General features: G+C 64.5%; 18 protein-coding genes and 1 riboswitch. Of the genes, 1 reads left to right on the forward strand and 17 read right to left on the reverse strand.

The genetic code is table 11. The annotated features are described in order from the left end of the window. Nucleotides 1-18 precede the first annotated feature (18 nt). The 16 genes from SKTS_RS15010 to SKTS_RS15085 all read right to left on the reverse strand — a co-directional run bounded on the left by SKTS_RS15010 (nt 19) and on the right by SKTS_RS15085 (nt 16,725). On the reverse strand, nt 19-1,104 hold the full coding sequence (locus SKTS_RS15010; RefSeq protein ID WP_173066783.1) for an acetate/propionate family kinase: 1,086 nt from the start codon (nt 1,102-1,104) through the stop codon (nt 19-21). A gap of 7 nt (nt 1,105-1,111) precedes the next feature. Then, on the reverse strand, nt 1,112-3,481 hold the full coding sequence (locus SKTS_RS15015; protein WP_173066786.1) for a phosphoketolase family protein: 2,370 nt from the start codon (nt 3,479-3,481) through the stop codon (nt 1,112-1,114). Between the two features lie 216 nt (nt 3,482-3,697). After that, the gene (locus SKTS_RS15020) at nt 3,698-4,600 is read right to left on the reverse strand and encodes a cobalamin-binding protein (protein ID WP_244617359.1); all 903 of its coding nucleotides are present in this window, start codon (nt 4,598-4,600) and stop codon (nt 3,698-3,700) included. Then, complete coding sequence (locus tag SKTS_RS15025) at nt 4,584-6,035, reverse strand: cobyric acid synthase (protein ID WP_173066789.1); 1,452 nt, start codon at nt 6,033-6,035, stop codon at nt 4,584-4,586. The genes SKTS_RS15020 and SKTS_RS15025 overlap by 17 nt, the downstream gene beginning before the upstream one ends. Beyond that, nucleotides 6,032-6,766, reverse strand: a complete 735-nt coding sequence (locus SKTS_RS15030; RefSeq protein ID WP_173066792.1) for an adenosylcobinamide-GDP ribazoletransferase — start codon at nt 6,764-6,766, stop codon at nt 6,032-6,034. Before SKTS_RS15030 ends, SKTS_RS15025 begins: the two co-directional genes overlap by 4 nt. Beyond that, the gene (locus SKTS_RS15035) at nt 6,763-7,368 is read right to left on the reverse strand and encodes a histidine phosphatase family protein (protein WP_173066795.1); all 606 of its coding nucleotides are present in this window, start codon (nt 7,366-7,368) and stop codon (nt 6,763-6,765) included. The genes SKTS_RS15030 and SKTS_RS15035 overlap by 4 nt, the downstream gene beginning before the upstream one ends. Before the next feature lie 112 nt (nt 7,369-7,480). Beyond that, nucleotides 7,481-8,536: a nicotinate-nucleotide--dimethylbenzimidazole phosphoribosyltransferase gene (gene cobT / locus SKTS_RS15040; protein ID WP_173066798.1), complete on the reverse strand. Its 1,056-nt coding sequence runs from the start codon at nt 8,534-8,536 to the stop codon at nt 7,481-7,483. A 273-nt stretch (nt 8,537-8,809) separates the two neighbouring features. Continuing rightward, nucleotides 8,810-9,331 carry a bifunctional adenosylcobinamide kinase/adenosylcobinamide-phosphate guanylyltransferase gene (gene cobU / locus SKTS_RS15045; protein ID WP_173066801.1) on the reverse strand — a complete coding sequence of 174 codons (522 nt, stop codon included), beginning with the start codon at nt 9,329-9,331 and terminating at the stop codon, nt 8,810-8,812. Continuing rightward, nucleotides 9,328-9,930 (reverse strand): cob(I)yrinic acid a,c-diamide adenosyltransferase, encoded by a 603-nt coding sequence (cobO, locus tag SKTS_RS15050; protein WP_173066805.1) that lies wholly within the window; start codon nt 9,928-9,930, stop codon nt 9,328-9,330. The genes cobU and cobO overlap by 4 nt, the downstream gene beginning before the upstream one ends. Further along, nucleotides 9,927-10,502, reverse strand: a complete 576-nt coding sequence (locus SKTS_RS15055) for a hypothetical protein (protein ID WP_173066808.1) — start codon at nt 10,500-10,502, stop codon at nt 9,927-9,929. The genes cobO and SKTS_RS15055 overlap by 4 nt, the downstream gene beginning before the upstream one ends. Before the next feature lie 60 nt (nt 10,503-10,562). Beyond that, complete coding sequence (locus SKTS_RS15060; protein ID WP_173066811.1) at nt 10,563-12,539, reverse strand: TonB-dependent receptor; 1,977 nt, start codon at nt 12,537-12,539, stop codon at nt 10,563-10,565. Nucleotides 12,540-12,648: 109 nt separating this feature from the next. Further along, a riboswitch (cobalamin riboswitch) is annotated at nt 12,649-12,859 on the reverse strand. Nucleotides 12,860-12,989: 130 nt separating this feature from the next. After that, the gene (locus tag SKTS_RS15065) at nt 12,990-13,856 is read right to left on the reverse strand and encodes an efflux RND transporter periplasmic adaptor subunit (RefSeq protein ID WP_173066814.1); all 867 of its coding nucleotides are present in this window, start codon (nt 13,854-13,856) and stop codon (nt 12,990-12,992) included. Beyond that, nucleotides 13,853-15,157, reverse strand: a complete 1,305-nt coding sequence (locus tag SKTS_RS15070) for a TolC family protein (RefSeq protein WP_173066817.1) — start codon at nt 15,155-15,157, stop codon at nt 13,853-13,855. Before SKTS_RS15070 ends, SKTS_RS15065 begins: the two co-directional genes overlap by 4 nt. Then, nucleotides 15,154-15,669 carry a thioredoxin family protein gene (locus SKTS_RS15075; protein ID WP_173066820.1) on the reverse strand — a complete coding sequence of 172 codons (516 nt, stop codon included), beginning with the start codon at nt 15,667-15,669 and terminating at the stop codon, nt 15,154-15,156. Before SKTS_RS15075 ends, SKTS_RS15070 begins: the two co-directional genes overlap by 4 nt. 14 nt (nt 15,670-15,683) lie before the next feature. Continuing rightward, entirely contained in the window at nt 15,684-16,154 is a 471-nt protein-coding gene (locus tag SKTS_RS15080; RefSeq protein WP_244617360.1) for a TlpA disulfide reductase family protein, read from the reverse strand. Beyond that, a complete protein-coding gene (locus SKTS_RS15085) occupies nt 16,144-16,725 on the reverse strand; it encodes a YqhA family protein (protein ID WP_244617361.1) in 582 nt (193 codons plus the stop codon). The genes SKTS_RS15080 and SKTS_RS15085 overlap by 11 nt, the downstream gene beginning before the upstream one ends. Nucleotides 16,726-16,883: 158 nt before the next feature. Here SKTS_RS15085 and SKTS_RS15090 point away from each other — a divergent pair, with 158 nt between their 5' ends. After that, nucleotides 16,884-18,497, forward strand: a complete 1,614-nt coding sequence (locus SKTS_RS15090) for a hypothetical protein (RefSeq protein ID WP_173066823.1) — start codon at nt 16,884-16,886, stop codon at nt 18,495-18,497. Here the strand turns inward: SKTS_RS15090 and SKTS_RS15095 are convergent. Beyond that, complete coding sequence (locus tag SKTS_RS15095) at nt 18,494-19,711, reverse strand: YihY family inner membrane protein (RefSeq protein ID WP_173066825.1); 1,218 nt, start codon at nt 19,709-19,711, stop codon at nt 18,494-18,496. The two genes, SKTS_RS15090 and SKTS_RS15095, sit on opposite strands and share 4 nt — an antisense overlap. Between the last annotated feature and the right edge of the window lie 45 nt (nt 19,712-19,756).

Consider the following 19,756-nt stretch of genomic DNA (forward strand, 5'->3'; position numbering starts at 1 on the left):
TCGAAGGTTGCAATAGTATTACGTGCGCTCTGTTTCCAGCAGCTGGCGCACCAGATTGCCGATCTCCTTTTCCTCGTCCGCCGCCAGGTTCAGGACCGGCTTCGACCCCATGGCAGCGAGCATTACTTCGTTGTCCGAGTTGGATTGCTCGTCGAGGCGAAAACCGAGAAACGCCAGCGGGTCGCAAATCGCGGCCCGGATCGGGGGGGAATGCTCGCCGATGCCGCCGGTGAACACCAAGGCATCGATGCCGCCGGCCTTGGCAGCGAAGGCACCGATGGCGGCGCGCACCTGGCGGCAAAAATATTGCACGGCAAAGTGGGCATCAGCGCTTTTGCTTCCGATCAGGGCGGACATTTCGCAATCCTCTCCCGCCGAGAGCGCTATCAGGCCCATGCGGTGATAAACCAGGTCGGCCAGCTCGTCGGCGTTGTAACGCTTTGCCAGTTCCAGCATCACACCCGGATCGAGGTCGCCGCTGCGGGTGCCCATGGGGATGCCGCCTGCCGGGGTGTACCCCATGCTGGTATCCACCGACTGGAGATTTTCCAGCAGGCACAGGCTGGCGCCCGAGCCGAGATGGGCGACCACGACGCGGCCGCGTGCGGCTTCGCCCAGAATTGCAGGCAGGCTGCGCGCCACGTGGGAATAGTTGATGCCGTGAAAGCCGTAACGACGCATGCCCAGATTCCGCGGGATGGGCAGGCGCTTCGACAGCTCCGGCATGGTGACGTGGAAGGCCGTATCGAAACAGGCCACCTGGGGCACGTCGAAGCGCTCGCGGCACAGGGCCACGCCAAGGATATTGCCCGGCATGTGCAACGGGGCCAGGTGAACGATGCTCTCCAGGCGCGCGAGTTCGGCCGCATCGACGAAGCGCGCCGGATCGGTGATGTCCCCGCCGTGGACGAAACGATGTCCGACCGCATCCGGCGCATCGCCCCCCAGATCCTTCATCAGCTGGTCGAAGGCCTCCGCGTGGTCGTGCGGAAACCCCTGGCCGATGTGCTCGTAGCGGAAATTGCGCCGCGTGCCGTCCGCGCGGAACAGGCTCGCCTTGAGGGAAGACGAGCCGCTGTTGATGGTCAGGATGATGCGGGGCATGGCTGGGTCAGTACGGCCACGTCCAGCCGTCGGCCTCGGGCAGGTCCACGCCATTTTCATAGGCGTAGTTGCGGCACTCGAGCTGCTTGTCGCGCAGCCGCTCCTTGACGTGGGCGCCGGATACGCGCAACTCGGGGATGCGGTCGATCACGTCGATGGCCAGGCTGAAGCGGTCGATTTCGTTCTGGATGGCGAGTTCCAGCGGCGTGTTGATGCTGCCCTTCTCCTTGTAGCCGCGCACGTGCATGTTCTTGTGATTGGTGCGGCGATAGGCGAGGCGATGGATCAGCCAGGGGTAGCCGTGGAAATTGAAGATCACCGGCTTGTCCACCGTGAACAGGCTGTCGAAGTCCTTGTCCGACAGGCCGTGCGGGTGCTCGCTGGAGGGCGTCAGCTTGTAGAGATCGACCACGTTGACGAAACGGATTTTGAGCGCGGGGAAATTCTCGCGCAGCAACACCACTGCCGCCAGCGCCTCCTTGGTGGGAACATCGCCCGCGCTGGCCATCACCACGTCCGGTTCCTCGCCGTCGTCGTTGCTGGCCCAGTCCCAGATGCCGATGCCCTTGCTGCAGTGCTTGATCGCCGCGTCCATGTCGAGAAACTGCAAATGCTTCTGCTTGTCGCACACGATCACGTTGATGTAGTCGGTGCTTTCCAGGCAATGCTGCGAGACCGACAACAGGGTGTTGACGTCGGGCGGCAAATAGATACGGGTGACATTCGGGCTCTTGTTGACCACCACGTCGAGGAAACCGGGGTCCTGGTGGGTGAAACCGTTGTGATCCTGGCGCCACACCGTCGAGGTAATCAGCAGGTTGAGCGAGGACACCGGCGCGCGCCAGGGGACCGCCTTGGACATGGCGAGCCACTTGGCATGCTGGTTGAACATCGAATCGATGACGTGGACGAAGGCTTCATAAGTGGAGAAGAAGCCGTGACGCCCGGTCAGCAGGTAGCCTTCGAGCCAGCCTTCCAGCGTATGCTCGGAGAGCATCTCCATCACCCGTCCGTCCGGTGACAGTTCGCCGCCGTCGGCGTCTTCCGGCAGGTAATCGGCGAGCCAGGTCTTCTTGCTGGCTTCATAGATGTTGTCGAGTTTGTTGGATGAATTTTCGTCCGGGCCGAAGACGCGGAAATTGCTCATGTTGTCGCGCATGATGTCGCGCAGCAGCTTGCCCAGCGGGCGGGTGTTCTCGGCCACCGTGGTGCCCGGCTTGGTGACGGCGATGGCGTAATCGCGATAGTCCGGCATGCGCAGCGCCTTGCGCAACAAGCCGCCGTTGGCGTGAAGGTTGGCGCTCATGCGGCGCATGCCCTTGGGCGCCAGTGCCTTGAGTTCCGGCCGCAGCTTGCCGCTCTGGTCGAACAGTTCTTCCGGTTTGTAACTGCGCAGCCAGGCTTCCAGTTGGGCCAGGTGCGCCGGATCGTTGCGCACGTTGCCGATCGGCACCTGGTGCGCGCGCCAGAATCCTTCCACCTTGTGTCCGTCAACCGCCTTGGGGCCGGTCCAGCCCTTGGGGCTGCGCAGCACGATCATCGGCCAGCGCGGGCGGGTCGGCTTGCCGCTGGCGCGCGCTTCCGCCTGGATGCTGCGGATTTCCAGCAGGCACTGCTCCGTGACGGCGGCCATGGCCTGGTGCATGGTTTCGGGATCGCTGCCCTCGACGAAATGCGGCGTCCAGCCGTAGCCCTTGAACAGGTTTTCCAGCTCCTCGTGGGAGATGCGCGCGAGGATGGTAGGGTTGTTGATCTTGTAGCCGTTGAGATGCAGGATCGGCAGCACCGCGCCGTCGCGGATCGGGTTGAGGAACTTGTTGGAATGCCAGCTCGTTGCCAGCGGCGCCGTTTCCGACTCGCCGTCGCCCACCACCACCGTCACCAGCAGGTCCGGGTTGTCGTAAGCCGCACCGAAGGCGTGCGAAATGCTGTAACCCAGCTCACCCCCCTCGTGGATCGAGCCCGGCGTCTCCGGCGTGCAGTGGCTGCCGATGCCGCCGGGGAAGGAAAACTCCTTGAAAAACTGGCGCATGCCCTCCTCGTCCTCGCCCTTGTTGGGGTAGATTTCGCTGTAGGTGCCCTCCAGGTAGACCGGCCCCAGCACGCCGGGCGCGCCGTGACCTGGCCCAGCCAGGAAAATGGCGTCCTGGTCGTACTTGTTGATCAGGCGGTTGAGGTGAATGTAGGCGAAAGCCAGGCCGGGGCTCGACCCCCAGTGCCCCAACAGGCGGCTCTTGACGTGCTCGGGCTTGAGCGGTTCCTTGAGCAGGGGATTGTCGCGCAGGTAGATCATGCCCGCGGCGAGGTAGTTGCAAGCGCGCCAGTAGGCGTCGATCTGGAGCAGTTCTTCCGGGTTCAGGGTAAGCGGAGCATTCACTTGTCGTTCTCCTTGCTGGAAATGGCAGGAATTGTCCGGCGGCTCGGCGACAACTTCATGACAAGGCCGCCACAAGTTTCAAACCACGCAAGTCCTATGAGCACCCGTGCGTTTCAGAAGTTCAGTGTCGCACAAAGCGAGAGCACCGACGGGGAAGAAGACAAAGAACAAGATTCGCCACCGCTTCTGTTTAAATCCGGCAGCCCCCTGGCCCGGTCACTTCGCTCCCGCTGTCCGCCGCGCGCGATCCACCAGCAGGCATAGCTGCTCCGCACCGTCCAGAATGCGCGGGCTGTGGCGCTGCAGGATGTCCGGCGGCACGAAATACAGGCGCCCGGCCTGCACCGCCTTCATGCGCGGCCAGCGCCGCCATTCGTCGAGCCACTCCGGGCGCGCCTCGTCCATGCCGCTCGCTATGATCACTTCGGGATCGGCCACCAGCACCGCTTCCTCGCTGACGGTCGGGGTCAGCAACGGCAGGTCGGCAAACACGTTTTGCGCGCCGCATAGTTTCATCACGTCGCCGATCAGGTGCGCGCCGTTGACGGTCATGAGCGGGCGATTCCACACCTCGTAAAAGGTGCGCACCGGGGAACGCCGCGCGTATTGCGCCTGCAGCCGAGCATAACGGCTGCGGAAATCCCGCAGCGCGCGCGCCGCCTGCTCGCCGCCGCCGGCCAGCGCAGCGATGCGCTCCATGCTCGAAGCGACGTCCGTGATGCGGCGCGGCTCGCTGAGGTAAACGGGAAAGCCGAGTTGCTTCAACTGCGCGATCTGCCCCGCGTTGTTGCCGCTCTGCCATGCGACGATCAGGTCGGGGCGCAAGCCGATCACCGTTTCCAGGTCGACTTGCTGGTAGCCGCCGATGCGCGGCAGTTTTTTCGCCTCGGGCGGATAATCGCTGTACTGCACCGCGCCCACCACCCTGCCGCCCGCCCCCACCGCGAAGAGGATCTCGGTGAGGTGCGGCGCCAGGCTGACGATGCGCTGGGCCGGGCGCGGCAGCGTCACGACCTGGCCGCCGTCGTCAGTCACGCTGACGGCGGCCGCGAGCGTGTGCCAGAGCAGCAGGAACAGGGCCACGCCGATGCGGACCGGTAGATTATGCAAAAATCGCAACGATTTTCTCCCAGTCCAGGTACTTTTCCACCGCGTCCGCCATGCGCCCTATGCCCTGCTCGCGCAGATCGACATAATCCAGCTCGGCGGGCGCCGCCAGCCCGGCCCAGCGCAGCAGGGCGGCGCCCGCGGGGCTGGAGTCGAACAGGCCGTGGAGGTAGGTGCCGAGCACCTGCCCGTCCGCCGCCATCGCCCCGTCGTCGCGTCCCGTCAAACGCACAGCGGGGCGCAACAGGCCCGGCCCGCTGCTGATGCCGGCGTGGATCTCGTAACCCTCGACGGCGGCGTTTTCCAGGGTCAGATGGCCGCCGACGCGATGCAACTGCTTTTCCGCCCGCAGTTCGGTGTCGATTTCCAGCAGGCCCAGGCCGGTGCTGCTGCCGGCCGGCCCCTCGATGCCCAGCGGATCGTGGATCGCCTGCCCCAGCATCTGGAAGCCGCCGCAGATGCCGATGACCTTGCCGCCATAGCGCAGGTGGCGCAGCAGCGCGGCTTCCCAGCCGCTGGCGCGCAGCCAGTCGAGGTCGGCGCGCACGTTCTTGCTGCCGGGCAGGATGATCAGGTCGGCGCCTGGAATGGCTTCGCCCATGCCGACGAACTGCAGGTCCACGTCGGGATGCAGGCGCAGGGGGTCGAAGTCGGTGTGGTTGCTGATGCGCGGCAGGCGCGGCACGATGACGCGGAACTTGTCTGCCGACGAGCCTGCCGCGGGCTGGGGCAGTGCATCTTCGGCTTCCAGGTGCAGGTCGTGCAGGTAGGGCAGCACGCCCAGCACCGGCTTGCCGCTGCGCGCCTCCAGCCAGTCCAGGCCGGGTTTCAGCAGCGCGATGTCGCCGCGGAAACGGTTGATGACGAAGCCCCTGACCCGCGCCTGCTCGGACTCGGACAGCAGTTCCAGCGTACCGACCAGGTGGGCGAACACGCCGCCGCGGTCGATGTCGGCGATGATCACCACCGGGCAGTCGGCAGCCTCGGCGAAACCCATGTTGGCGATGTCGCGGTCGCGCAGGTTGATCTCCGCCGGGCTGCCCGCCCCTTCCACCACCACGAAATCGTAAGCCTGCTTGAGCCGCCCGAAGGACTCCAGCACCTTTCCCAGCAGGCGCGGCTTGTGGCCGTGATAATCGCAGGCATCCAGGTTGCCGACGGCGTGCCCCTGGACGATCACCTGCGCGCCGATATCGCTGTTTGGCTTGAGCAGCACCGGGTTCATGTCGCTGTGCGGCAGCAGGCCGCAAGCCTGCGCCTGCACCGCCTGGGCGCGGCCGATCTCGCCGCCGTCCACGGTCACTGCGCTGTTGAGCGCCATGTTCTGCGGCTTGAACGGCGCGACCTTCAAGCCGCGCCGCGCGAGGACGCGGCAGATGCCCGTCACCAGCGCGCTTTTGCCGGCATCCGAGGTGCAGCCCTGCACCATCAAAACTTTCGCGTTCATAATTGGATTTCAAGCGCCAGGGCCAGCAAGGCGGCCGCTTCGCTCAACTCGACCGCAGCCCCCAGCATGTCGCCGGTCATACCGTCGAGGCGGGCAAGGAACGCCCGGCGCAGCAGAAAACCGACAACCAGCACGGCGAGCAAGGCTTTCCAGCCATCCGCCGCAAAGCAAACGCCGAGCGCCGTCGCCAGCAGCAGGATCAGGGCGGCCTTGCGCGGCAAGTGCCCGGCGATGGCCGCGCCCATGCCGCCGGCCCGCACGTAGGGCGTGCTCAGCAGCATGCCGAGCAAACTCGCCCGTCCCAGCAGCGGGGCCAACAGCAGGGCCGGCCAGAAACCGCTTTTTAGCAGCACGGCCAGTGCGGCGAATTTAAGCAGCAGCACCAGCACGATGGCGGACACCGCCGCCGGGCCGCTGCGCGGGTCTTTCATGATGTCGAGCGTGCGCTGGCGGTCGCCGTGTCCGCCCACCCAGGCGTCGGCGGTGTCCGCCAGGCCGTCGAGATGCAGCCCGCCGGTCAGCAGCACCCAGACAGTCAGCAGCAATGCCGCCTGCAGCGGCGCAGCGCTGGCGCCGATGGCGAATTGCAGCGCAGCGAGCAAGGTGCCGATGAGCAGGCCCACCAGCGGGTAGAACAGCGCCGAGCGGCCCCAGTCGCGCGGCGCAAGGTCGGCCAGCGCCGGTGTCGGCAGGCGGGTGAGGAACTGGATCGCCAGCAGCAGGGCTTTCATCGCAGCGCCCCGCCGAGGTGCACCAGTTCCGCCAAGGCGGTATTGCCGCTGCCGCGCACCCGGACACGACAAGCCGCGGCGAACGGGACACTGAGGCGGAACAGGTGGCTGCGCGGCATCTGCAGCAGTTGGGCGAGGATGAGGCGAATCACGCCGCCGTGGCATACCAGCAATATTCTTTTGCCGGCGTGGCGCTGCAGCAGGTCGTTCCAGCACGCCGCCACCCGCGCCTCGAAATCGGCCAGCGGCTCGCCGCCGGGCGGGGTGTGCTGCGCCGGGTCGCGCCAGAAGCGCTCCAGGGCGTCCGGGTCGCGGGCCGCGACCTGCTCCGCCGTGAGTCCTTCCCAGACGCCGAAGCCGATTTCCTTGAGGCGCGCCTCCATTTCCACGGGTAGGCTGTAACGTGCGGCCAGCTCGGCGGCAAAGTCGGCGCAGCGCCGCAAGGGCGAAGTCGCGATCACCTCCCAGCCTCCGGCGCTTGCCGCCGCGGCACGCATCTGCGCCCAGCCAGCCGAGCTGAGCAGGTTGTCGCTATGGCCGCGAAACCTCACCCCGCCTTCGGGCTCGCCGTGGCGCAGCAGGTCGATCAGGGTTTCAGCCATGGCTAGATATGAGACTCGCGTAGCGAGCCTGCGTCCCCCTCTCCCGCAAGCGGGGGAGGGCAGGGGTGGGGGAAAACTGCACGACGAGTGTCATCTTAGGAGCAGTCCGTCGTCATGCCCGTTTTGCTGACACCCCGGCCTCGGCGAAAGTCGCCATCTGGCCGTGCAGCGCAGCGGCCAGACGCAGGATGGGCAGCGCCACCGCCGCGCCGCTGCCTTCGCCCAGGCGCATGTCGAGGTTCACCAGGGGACGGGCGTCGAGGGCCTGCATGAGGTGGACATAGCCCGGCTCGGCCGAGGCGTGGCCGAAGAACAGCCAGTCCGCCACGTCGGGGCGGATGCGCAGGGCCAGCAGGGCGGCGCTGCTGGCGATGAAACCGTCCACCAGCACCGGCAGGCCGGCCTGGGCGCTGGCGATATAGGCGCCGCACAGGGCGGCGATCTCGAAGCCGCCGACGTGGCGCAGGATTTCCAGCGGCGAGGTCAGCGCGGGCCGGTGCAGGGCCAATGCGTCGTCGATGATTTGCGCCTTGCGGCTGACGCCGGTGGCGTCCAGCCCGGTGCCGGGACCGGCGATGTCATGCGCCGACCTTTCCAGCAGAGCGCAGGCCACGGCGGTGGCGGCGCTGGTGTTGGCGATGCCCATTTCGCCGCCGATGAACAGCTGGGCGTCATCCTTCAGTGCCTGTATCACGGCATCCCGTCCGACCTGCAGGGCGGCCGCAAGCTGGTTCTCGCTCATCGCGGGTTGGCGGCGGAAATTGGCCGTGCCCTCCCCCGCCTTGTTGACGATCACGCCCAGCATCGCGGCGGAATCCGCCTTGCTGCCCACGTCCACCACTTCCAGCGAGGCGCCGAGGTTGCGCGCAAGCACGCTGATGGCCGCACCGCCATGGGCGAAATTGGCGATCATCTGGCCGGTGACGGCCTGGGGAAAGGCCGACACGCCTTCGTCGGCGATGCCGTGGTCGGCGGCGAACACCGTGATGCGCACCCGCTCCAGGCTGGGTTGCTGCGTGCCCTGCATGGCCGCCAGACGCACGGCGATTTCTTCCAGGCAGCCGAGCGAGCCCGGCGGCTTGGTGAGCTGGCCCTGGCGGGCTAGCGCGGCGGCCAGCATGGCTTGGTCGATCGGTTGGGCCGGGGTTTCCAGCCATTGCATGCTCATAAGGAACCTCTGATTAAGTTAAACGCGGATCGCGTTACATCGAAAACAGGCTTGAGCAAGGCGCGCGACGCAGGTCGTAGCTGTGCCTACGACGCCAAGGAGCGCAACGCAACTCAAGCCTGTTTTCGATGTAACCCAGAGGGACGGGGTATTGCGGGCGCCATGCGGCGTCAAGAGTCGCTAGTGCAGAATGACTGCACGGCGCGACTCTTTCCTTACCTGGCATCCCGCAATACCCCGTCGCGACCGCGTTTGACTTAATCAGAGGTTCCATTAGGGGTTTCCTTTCAATACCAGCGGCAATCCGGCCGCCACGAATACCACTCGGTCGCAGATCTGCGCCAGATGCTGATGCAGGCGTCCCGCCTCGTCGCAGAAACGGCGCGACAGCTCGCCCAGCGGCACGATGCCCATGCCGACTTCGTTGCTCACCAGCAGGATGCGCCCCGGCAGATCGGGCAGGGTGTGCAGCAAGGCGTCGCACTCGTCGCGCAACCGGGATTCGTCTTCCGCGGCGAGCAGGTTGTTGAGCCACAGGGTGAGGCAATCGACGATCAGGCAGCGATCCGGGGCGGCATGCGCTTTCATGGCCGACGCCAGCCGCAGGGGCTCTTCCACCACGCGCCACTCGGCGGGGCGCCGCGCCCGATGATGGGCGATGCGCTCGCTCATTTCGCCGTCCCCGGCGGTGGCGGTGGCAATGTAGGTCACGGCCAGCCAGGATTCCCGCGCCAACCTTTCGGCCAGCGCGCTCTTGCCGGAACGGGCGCCGCCGAGGATCAATTCACCGCTCATAAATCCACGCCTTTCTGCGCCTTGACCCCGGCGCGATAGGCGTGTTTTTCGTCGGCGATTTGAGACACCGTGTCGGCCAGCTCGACCAGCGCAGGAGAGGCGCCGCGCCCGGTGACGACCACGTGCTGCATCGGAGGCCGTGCAGCGATGGCGTCCAGCACGGCGTCCTGGTCGAGGTAGCCGTAGCTCAGCAGGTAGGTGAGTTCGTCCAGCACCACCAGGTCGAACGAGGCGTCGGCCAGCATGCGCTGCGCGACCTCCCAGCCGCGCCGGGCGGTGGCGATGTCGCCCGCGCGATCCTGGGTATCCCAGGTGAAGCCGTCGCCGAGCACGTGCCATTCCACGCCCGGCTGGCGGCTGAAGAAGGCTTCTTCGCCCGTATCGGTGCGGCTTTTGATGAACTGGGCCACGCCCACTTTCATGCCGTGCCCCAGGGCGCGCGCCACCATGCCGAAGGCGGAGGAGCTCTTGCCCTTGCCGTTGCCGGTGAGCACGATCAGCAGGCCGCGCTCGTCGCCGGCGCGCGCGATGTTCGCGTCGATCAGCGCTTTCTTGCGCGCCATGCGGGCCTTGTGGCGGCTGTCGAGATCGTCGCTCATGGCTGACCGGCTTTCCTTGCGCCGGCATCCAGGCTTGCCGCGGCGAATTGCACCAGCGCGGCCAGACCGAGGTAAAGCGCAAGGGACGAGAGGGTGGCGGGGAAATACCTCACCAGACGCGGGATGAATTCAGCCACGACGGGATCGGCGAAGCGACCGGAGAAGAAATAAAAGCCGCCGCTGGAGAACAGTTCGGCCAGCCCCGCGCCGCCCAGCGCGCAACCCAGCAACCACGGCAGCGCCGACCAGGACAGGCGGTGGTGCCGCGCGTAGACGCGGCCGGCCAGGAACAGGGCGGCATAGGCCGGGATGAGGAAGCCGTAGGCGGGCGAGACGCAGAAATCGCTCACCCCGCCCACGGTGATGGCGAGGTAATCGACCAGCGCCGCCTCCAGCATCAGCGCGGGCACGGCCCAGAAAGGTCGCAGGTAGATGCCGGCAAGGAAAAACACCGCCCACGAGGCATCCGGCAGGGCATGCAGCGTCGCCCAGTGATGGCTGCGGGTGAGGGCCATCAGCAGGGCGAGGGCGAGCCCGATAACGGCTTGTTGGCGGGAAATCAGGAACGACATTGCAGACTCCTTAATTTGGCAAGTTAATCATATCCGTCACTTGCAAGCGAGGTAGCGGAATTACTTGAAGTCATAGCCGACCGTAAGCGCGAAGCTGCGTCCATCCGCCGGATAGTAGAAGTAATTAGGCGGCGTCAGGTAGGACGCGTAGCCGGCGTAGGCTGCATAGCGCTTATCGAGGGCGTTGAGGAGACGCGCCGTGACCTTCCATGGCTTCATATCCCAGGCCGCAAGCAGATCGAGGGTGGCGTAACCGGCGAGGTTGCCGCGTGAGTTGCTGAAATCACCGCTGTAAATGCGCTCACCGACGGCGTTGGCCACAGCGCTGTAACTGCCCGCGGAACCTGTGTCCCAGGTCAGTTGCAGGCTCGCCTTGTTGCGGGGAACGATGGGTACCCGCTTGCCGGCGTAAGGCCCGTCACGGAACTCGGCGTCGCTATAGGCGTAGGCGAGGCGCGTTTTGAACCGCTCGCTGATCTGCCAGTCCACCTCGGCTTCCAGCCCCTGGCGACGGGTCGGATCGAAGTTGACGTTAGCGCCGGCAGAATTGTCGTAGCCGATCTCGTCCGTCATGTCCAGGCGATAGATGGCGCCTCGCAGCTTGACCGGTCCGGCGTTCACGCTGCCGCCGAGCTCGTGCAGCGTGCCCTGCTGCGGCCGCAGATCGCCTGCAAATACCGGCGCATAGGTAACGAGGTCCAGGCCGAACAGCTCGTCGGTGTTGGCGAAGCGAAAGGTGCGCCCCGTTTTGCCGTAGACCCGCCAGCCCTGGCCGTCGTAGCTGGCACCCAGGTCGTAGGCGTTGCGCGTGCGCGTGGCGCTGCCATCCATGGTGGGGGTGAACCAGGATGCGTAAGCGTCCTGGTGGGCGCGCTGCTCCATGCGCTGGCTGCGCCCGCCGAGCGTGACGGTCCAGGCTGAGGTCAAGGCGGTGGAGTTCTGGAAGTAGGCGGCGCTGCTGGTCTGCGTTGCCCATTGGACAGGCGCAGCCGAAGAGCGCGCATCGACCCTGCCGTCGTAATAATCGATGCCGACCACCGTCTCGCTGGCGAGTCCGCCGAGACCGTGGCGCACGCGCAGGCGGGGTGTCACTGACTGAGTGTGGTTGTCCCGGTCGTAGACGCTGCCCCAGGAAACCGTGTCCCAGTGCTGAGACGAATGCTCGTCCGACACCTCAGCCTCCAACGTCACCGCATCGGATATCTGTATTTTTACCCCGGGGCGCAGGCGGTACCCGCTACGGCTTTGGGTGTCGAGGGGCGTCCGCGTGCTGCGCGGATCGGCCCGGTATGCATCGGGCAGCAGGTAGCCGGGCAGGCCCGAGGATTCCTTGTAGGCTGCGTAGTCGAGGGCGACTTCACCCTTTTCAAGGTAGAAGCCGGCGCGACCGGAGAGCGATTGCTGGTCCTGCTGGCTATTGCGGCGCCAGCCGTCGGACGAGGCGCCGTGCGCGAAAATATTGGCGTAACCGGTGTCGCTGCCTCCGCCGGCGGAGGCGTCCAGGCTGCGATAGCCATAACTGCCCGCGCTGGCCGAAACGGAGGCGCGCCGCGCGCCGGATTTGTCGGTGATGATATTGATGACGCCGCCACTGGCGCGGTCTCCGTAAAGCACAGTGCCGGCGCCCCGCTGGATCTCGATGCGCTGAATGCCGCTCAGCGGGACGGTCGACCAGTTGATGTTTCCGCCGTCAATTGGATTAAGCCGCTGGCCGTCGAGCAGAACAAGGGTATTGCTGGCGGCGGAATCGCCAAAGCCGCGCAGGTCCACTGTAGCGTCGATGCCCATTTGGCCATACAGCGGCCGCACGTCGATGCCAGCCCGGGTTTTGAGGATATCTGGCAAATCGAGGGCGGGCGAGTTGCGGATTTCATCGCCGCTGATAACGCTGATATTGGCCGGTACGCGCGACTGAGCATCGAAGCGTGTCGCGGTGACGATAATTTCATCCCCGAAATAATGGGGAATTTCCTCGGCGGAAGCCGCGGGCGCCAGGATGGCAAGAGTGATCAGGCTGAGATTGCAGGTGTGTTTCATCAGGATTTCCATAATTCCGGCGAGCGTCCCCGCAGGCCGTTATTTTCAAATAATGGAAACACCCCGGAATGGCACAAGGCCAAGCTGGCTAACCGTCACCCCGCGGCATTTCCACTTCCTGTTCCAGGCCGGTCTCCGGGCTCGCAAGTCTTGACGTATCGCCTTCCCATGTTTGCACACAGTGGCTGGTTGATACGCCCGCACTCGCTTACCGTTGCGGGGGCAGCATCGGCTTGATCCGCCCTGAGGCAGACTCACCGATTTCCCGTTTAACTCCTGCGCCGGATGGCGGCAGGGGCACCTGAAACGGGGTGTATTTTAGCATGGGGGAAGAGGGAACGGATTTGGATGCGTTTCAGCAGGGTTGTTTTCCCGCCTCCAAGCAAAATTTTGGGCCGTGTGGGCGCGTCATGGCTGCCGCATAACTGGCGAACAGGGCACCACGTGCACTCACCGCCCGGACAACGCCAGCGACGCCTGTCCGCCGGCCCGCAACACGTTTTCCCCCGGCGCAAACAACACTTCCAGCGCGTATAGCGGCGATCCGTTCTTGTCGCGCGCCGCGGGCTCCAGGCCGAGCAGGGTGATTCTGCCGCGGAAGTGCAACTGGCCGACGGAGACGTTCACTTCCCCGCCGACTTTCAGGCTGTTCAGCTGGTCTTCGCCCACCTGGGCGTGGGCGATCATTTCTCCGGCCTTGGCCAGCGCCAGCAAAGCCTGCGGTTGCAAGCCCGCCGCCACGGCCTGGCCCGGTTCTGCCATACGCGCCACGATCAGCGCATCGAAGGGTGCGCGCAGCACGCTGTCGGCACGGTTCTTCGCTTCCTGCTTGTAGCGCGCCTGGGCTTCCCGGAACTGAGCCGCCGCCCTTGCATTGCGCAATTTGGCCTGGTCCAGTTCGGTGGTGGAAATCACGCTGCGGTCGTATAGCTCCTGCACGCGCTTCAGGTCGCGCTGCGCCTCGGCGGCCTCGTCCTTCTGGCGCGCCACGGCGGCGGCGGCCTCCTCGGCGCGCGCGGCATAGATGCGGTCATCGAGCTGCAGCAGTGACTGGCCTTTCTTGACGCGGTCTCCCGGCTTCACGTTCACCGTTTGCACCACGCCCGAAACCGGATTGGAGAGCTCCACCCGCTGCGACCACTGCAGCACGGCGGGCACCTCTGCCGCCTGGGCCGCAGCGGCAGCCAGCCAGGTTGCCATCAAAACAAGCATGAGGCTGCGCTTCATGCTTGTTTCCCTCACCCCTTCCCTCTCCCATAAATGGGCGAGGGGGACGAAGTGTCGCTGCGCGACCGTCACGATCAGCCATCGTTTCATTTCGTTTGCTCCTTGTTTTCCCCGGCCGTCTTATCCCCGGCGACTTTTTCCAGGGGCTGGCCCAGCAGCGCCTCCAGTCTGGCGAAGGCCAGGGCGAGCCGGTATTCGGTCTGGCGCTCGTGCAGCTTGGCGGCCATGGTCGCCGCCATGGAATCGCCGAGATTGGTTTTCAGCTCCATCTCGTACTGGCCGCGCGCGCGCTCCAGCGCCAGATCGCGGTAGTCGGTGTTCTTCTTCGCCGCAGTGCGCGCGGTGCGCTGCAGCTCGCCGATTTCGAGCCAGGTTTCCAGCAGCGTCTGCTCCAGGTCGAGGCTCAATTTCTCGCTTTCCGCCTGCAGGCGCTGGAATTGCGCCTGCTCCCGCGCCATCTGCGCGTTCACCCGGTTGCCGGTATATAACGGCCAGGTCAGCACCACGCCGCCCCGCAGGTTGTCCCGCGTGGACGCTTCGCGGCTGTAGTCGGCGGCCTCCAGTTCGAGATCGAGCGCCGGCGATTTTTCGGCGCGCACCGCCTCGATGCGCTGGGTTGCCGCCGCGAGCTGGGCGCGCAGCGCGGCAAGGCGCGGGTTGGAGGTGCGCAGCAGCGGCAGCAGCTGTTCGTATTCGGGCAAGGGACGATTATTGCCAACCAGGTCGGGATCGGTCAGGTCGGCAGACAGCCGTCCGGAGCGGTTCATGGCGTTGGCCAGCTGGGCGCGGGCCAGGCGCTGGCGTGCCTGGGCGGCATTGCGCTTGACCAGCCACTCCTGGTAGGCGGACTCCAGTTCGGCCACGTCGGCGGCAGCGAGCTGACCCGCGGCGAGGCGGTCGCGGGCGTTGTCGAAATTGACGTAGGCGACGGCCATGTATTCGTTGTCGCTGGCGTATTGCAGGTCGGCCAGCAACACGTCGAAAAAGCGCGCCATGATGTCGAGGCGCCGCCGCGCGCGGACGTCCAGCAGGCTGGCCGCGCGCGCTTCGAGCAGCGAATCGGCCGCCTGGGTGGCGAGGGCGGTGCGGCCGAAGTCGTAGAGCGATTTGCGCGCATTGAGCTTGAAGCTGTTGTCGCTCACGGCATCCGGCCCGGTGGTCGGCCTGGCCTGGCGCAGGCCGGCTTCGAGGCTGAGGTTCCAGTCGCTGCGCGCGGCGGCGAGGTCGCGATCGGCCGCCGCCACGGCCTGATCGGCCACGGCCAGGGCGAGATCGGGGTGGGCCTCCTGCGCCGCCGCCAACGCCTGATCGAGGGTCAACGCCGCGGCACTTGCGGCATGCGACGATAGGCTGGCGAACGATAGCAGCACGGCCAGCACGACCGACCTCATTGCACAACCTGTTGCTTGTACTTGGCAAAAGGCATGGTTTTGTATGCGCCGTCGACGACGTAGCGGCCCAGCGCCATGAATTCCTTCACGTCCTTGGCTGCGCCGGTAAAGCGCGTGAGCGGCTGGCCGGAGAGGTCGAAAAAGATGAATGCCGGCGTGGCGCGCACGCGGTGCTCGAGGGCGAACTTCTTCTCCGTGGTTTCCTTGCCGGAAAAGTCCACCAGAGCGTTGGAGCCCTCGGTGTCGACGCTGAAAACCAGGAAATGCTTGCGGTAATAGTCCTGCACTTCCGACTGGTTGAGGATGGTCTCTTTCATGCGGTGGCAGAAGGGGCACTCTTCCATCTCGAACATCAGCAGGATGCCTTGCTTGCCTCCCTTTTTCGCCGTGTCCAGCTCGGCCTTGAAATCGCCCAGATGCTGATCGAAGAAATACTGTTGCACGTCGCGCGTCTCCGCCCGAGCGGCGAATGCGCACAGGCACAGCATCAGCACCAGCAGGAATTTGGCCATGCCGCTCACCTCACCTATTTTTTCGCTTTAATATAGTTTTCTATCGCCTTGCGCGTGAGAGCGCCGACGTTATAGGCCACGATCTTGCCCTGCGGGTTGAACAGGTAGGTGGTCGGCAAGCCGTTCACCGCGCCCACCTGGGCGGCCGATTCGTAAGTGCCGAGAATTATCGGGTAGGTGATGAACATCTGGTCGGCGAACTCCTTCACCTGCTGGGGGCTGCGGTAATCCAGCGCCACGCCCAGCACCACCAGGTCCTTGTCCTTGTGCTTGTCGTGCAGCGCAATCAGGTCGGGAATTTCTTCCAGGCAGGGCGGACACCAGGTCGCCCAGAAATTAACCAGCACCCATTTGCCTTTGTAACCGTCCAGGGTGTGCTTCTTCCCCTGCGTGTCCTGGAACGAAAACCCGGCCGCGGACGCCAGCGTGGAGAGGCTCAGCAGGACGACTGCGAGGATGGCGCGCAACGACATCTTAGTGGCCATGTTTATCACCCCCCTTCTCTTCCTCGTGTTTTTCGCCGCCATGCGAAGAGTCGGCCGCATGAGTCAGGTACAGCGCCAGGCCGATCAGCGCCAGGCTGCCGCCGAGGTAGAGCAGGTCCAGCGTGGTCTTCATTTCCATCTTGAGCGCCTGTTCGAACAGGGTGACGATGAGGATCATCAGGATCACCTTGGCAAGGCGGGCTTTCAGGTCGTCCAGGCTTTCGATCACCAGGATCTTGCTCGATGTCTTGCTGCCATGCGCCTCGTCGATGTCGCTGATAAACAGTTCGTACATGCCGAGGGAGAATATCAGCATCACCGTCGCCAGCAGGTAGCCGTCGACCACCTCGACGATGTGGGTGATGGTTTCGTCGTGCAGCACCTTGCGCGCGTCGACGGCCAGGCTCGGGTCGGCGTAGTGAAAGATGTGCGCGATGAGATAGACCACGTCGACCGTGGCCATGTAGAAAATCGCAAATCCGGCCGCCATGCTGGCGATCACCGCGAACAGCACGACATAGCGGCTGCGCCACAGCGCACCTTCAAACAGTTTTTCGAGCAGACTCATCATGTATTAATTACCTGGACCAGAAGGGAAATGCGGGCAATCCCGGAGAATTGAGTTATATCGGCCATTTTACGCGGTTTAAATGTTTTACAAACCGGGTAATAGTTTCTAGAATCAATGCTGATAACACATAAAAACAGCAGGCTGGGAAATACGCCATCATGACCATCAAACTTTCCGTACCCGCGCCGGAACAGAATTTAACCGTAGAAACACATCCCAAGCAAGTCGCCGAGTGGCTGGAGGCGCTGCCGCTCACCAATCTGAACGAGGCTTCACGCGCTATTCTGGACACGCTGAGCGCGATGAACCGCAGCAAGGTCGCGGAGGACACCCGCCTAAAATTGCTCGAGCTTTACCGCGCCAGCATCACCAACCTGATGCCGTCACTGGAACAACAATACTCCGGCCAGCCCTTGCCGCTGCCGGAAAAAAGCCGTCACATGGCCGCCCAGGCGCGCCAGTTGCACACGGAACTGGCTTATGGATACAAGATCATCCTGCTCGAACACGCCGGCAAACGCCTTAATTTCGGCAGCAACAAGCAACTGCCGCTGGTGGCGGAACGCGCCATTGCCAGCCTGGGACAAATGCTGGTGGTGTGCTACCAGACCTACGCACCGACCCCTGCCGGCGTATGGGCGGAAATGCACACCCTGTTCATGTACGCCGTGGAACAGGGCATACAGGATGAACCCGTACTCAACGCGGAACAGCAAAGCAGCGTCAACCTGGCCTACAAGCAGGCCCTGCTGCTGGCACTGCTCGACCCTTATCGCCTGATGCAGGGCGAAGTCAACAAGGTGCTGGAATACCTCGCCAGCTTCGGCGGCCACGCCCATTTGCAACCGCTGATGCAGACCAGCAGTCCTTCCGGCTTTTTCCTGGTGCGCCTCGACAGCGACAAGCCGCCACGCGCCCTGGCCCATGACTCCACCGTCATCGACGCGCGTACCGACATCCTGCTCAACACCATAGAACTGGCGCGCCTGTTGCACCAGCAGATTCAGCGCCTGGAAGCCGGCGTCAATCCGAAATCGCTGCTGCTGCCCGTCAGCGCCAACGATTTCGGCTTCCCGAACCTGCTGCGGCGCATGCTCAAGCATTGGGGCATCGCCCCCAAGCGGCTGTTCAACAGGATGCAGAACAGCGCCCGTATGGACATCTGCGCCGGCATCCGCGCCATCCACTACTTCCTTAGCGGCGAAAGCGCTTCAAACGCCGACAATCAGCCGGACAGCCCGGGAATCCAGGGGCAGAATACGGAAATCACGCTGGAACTGGCGGACTCGCCGTTCGACAAGACCAGCCACCAGACCTACGTATCGAAAAACTGGCTGATCATCAACGAAAGCGCCGGCGGCTTGGCGCTCTCCAAGGACCCCAAGACCGATGCCCAGGTGCGGGTCGGGGAAATCATCGGCCTGCGCCCGGAGAGCAACGAAGCCTGGAACATCGGCGTGGTGCGCTGGGTGAGCAGCGAAAACCCCAACCACCTGCAGCTCGGTGCCCAGATGCTCGCGCCGACCGCAACACCTGCGCTGATCCGTCCGGTGATCGCCAGCATCGGCACGCTTTTCCAGCCGGCGCTGCTGCTGCCGGAAATTCCCGCGCTCAAGCAGCCTGCCACCCTGCTGGCGCTGCGCGGCAGCTTCGCTCCGCAGCGCGAATTCATGGTCGAAGGCATGGGCCGTCCGCAAAACATACGCGCCACCAAGCTGCTGGAACAGTCCGCCACCTTCGATCTATTCGAGTTCGCGCACATTCATCCCTAAGCACCGTCGGATTTGATACACAAATCCTCCAGCGATCCGGACAGCGCTTCATCGATGTGACCGGATGCCCTTTGCGCCAGTTCCAGCAAAGGCCGGTCACCGTTCTGAGGCACACTGCTTTCAGGCCGGAATACGAACAGGCGGAAAACATCCGCCAGCGATATCTCCGCCGCATTGCGCGCCAGCATCCAGCCTTGCCGAGCCGTCCGTTCCACCAGGCTCGCGTCGCGCAACTGGCGCAGGATGTCTTCGAGTTCTCCCAGTGCCAGACCGGTTTCCTGCCGCAGCAGCGGCAGGCTCAATGCCGCACCGCGCTGCTGAGCGTGACGCAACGCGCGCAGCACGTGCAACGCATCGAAATAGTTCCGCGCGGTCGTGCGTTCGATGCGCCAGGCACCGCCGCGCCAGTACGACAGGGACGCCGCCACCACGGCACCCGCCACGACCACCAGCCAGGAAAGATATATCCAGATCAGGAATACCGGCATGCTGGCGAACGCGCCGTACACCAGGGTATAGCTGGAAAAATGCAGGATGTAGGCGGTAAAACCCCTGCTCATCAACTCCAGGCCCAGCCCCGCCACCAGCCCCCCCGCCAGCGCATGCTTGACCGGAACATAGCGATTGGGCACCGCCAGATAGAGCAGGGAGAAAGCCGCGATGGTTATCACGACCGGCACGACTTTCAGCACCACCACGCCCAATTCCGGAATGGACTCCACGTAACCGAGAGAATAGCTCACCAGGTAGGAGGTCAGCGACAGGCTGGCGCCGACGGACAACGGCCCCAGGGTCAGCACCGCCCAATAGGTGAGGATGCGCTGCAACAGGGGGCGCTGCGTGCGCACCCGCCAGATCAGGTTGAAGGCGTGCTCGATGGTCAGCATCAGCATCAGGGCGGTCACCGCCAGCGCCGCGATGCCGGCGGCGGTAAGACGCGCGGCTTTCTCCGAGAACTGCTGCATGTACACGGTGATGATCTTGCCCGCGACTTCCGGCACCATGGTGGTGAGCAAAAAAATCTTGAGCTGCGTCATCAGGCCGGAGAACGCCGGAAACGCCGAGATCACCGTCAAGGCGATGACGATCAGCGGCACCAGTGACAGCAGCGTGGTGTAAGTCAGACTGGAGGCGATCTGGACGCAGCGGTCCTCGTCGAAGCGACGCGCCAGGAAACGCAGGAAACCGAGCAGTTCTGAGAGTTGGGCGGACATGGGAATGAATGAAATGAGGTCAGCTATAATAGGCCATATTCAACC

The sequence above is a fragment of the Sulfurimicrobium lacus genome, from assembly GCF_011764585.1.
GTDB classification, from domain to species: domain Bacteria; phylum Pseudomonadota; class Gammaproteobacteria; order Burkholderiales; family Sulfuricellaceae; genus Sulfurimicrobium; species Sulfurimicrobium lacus.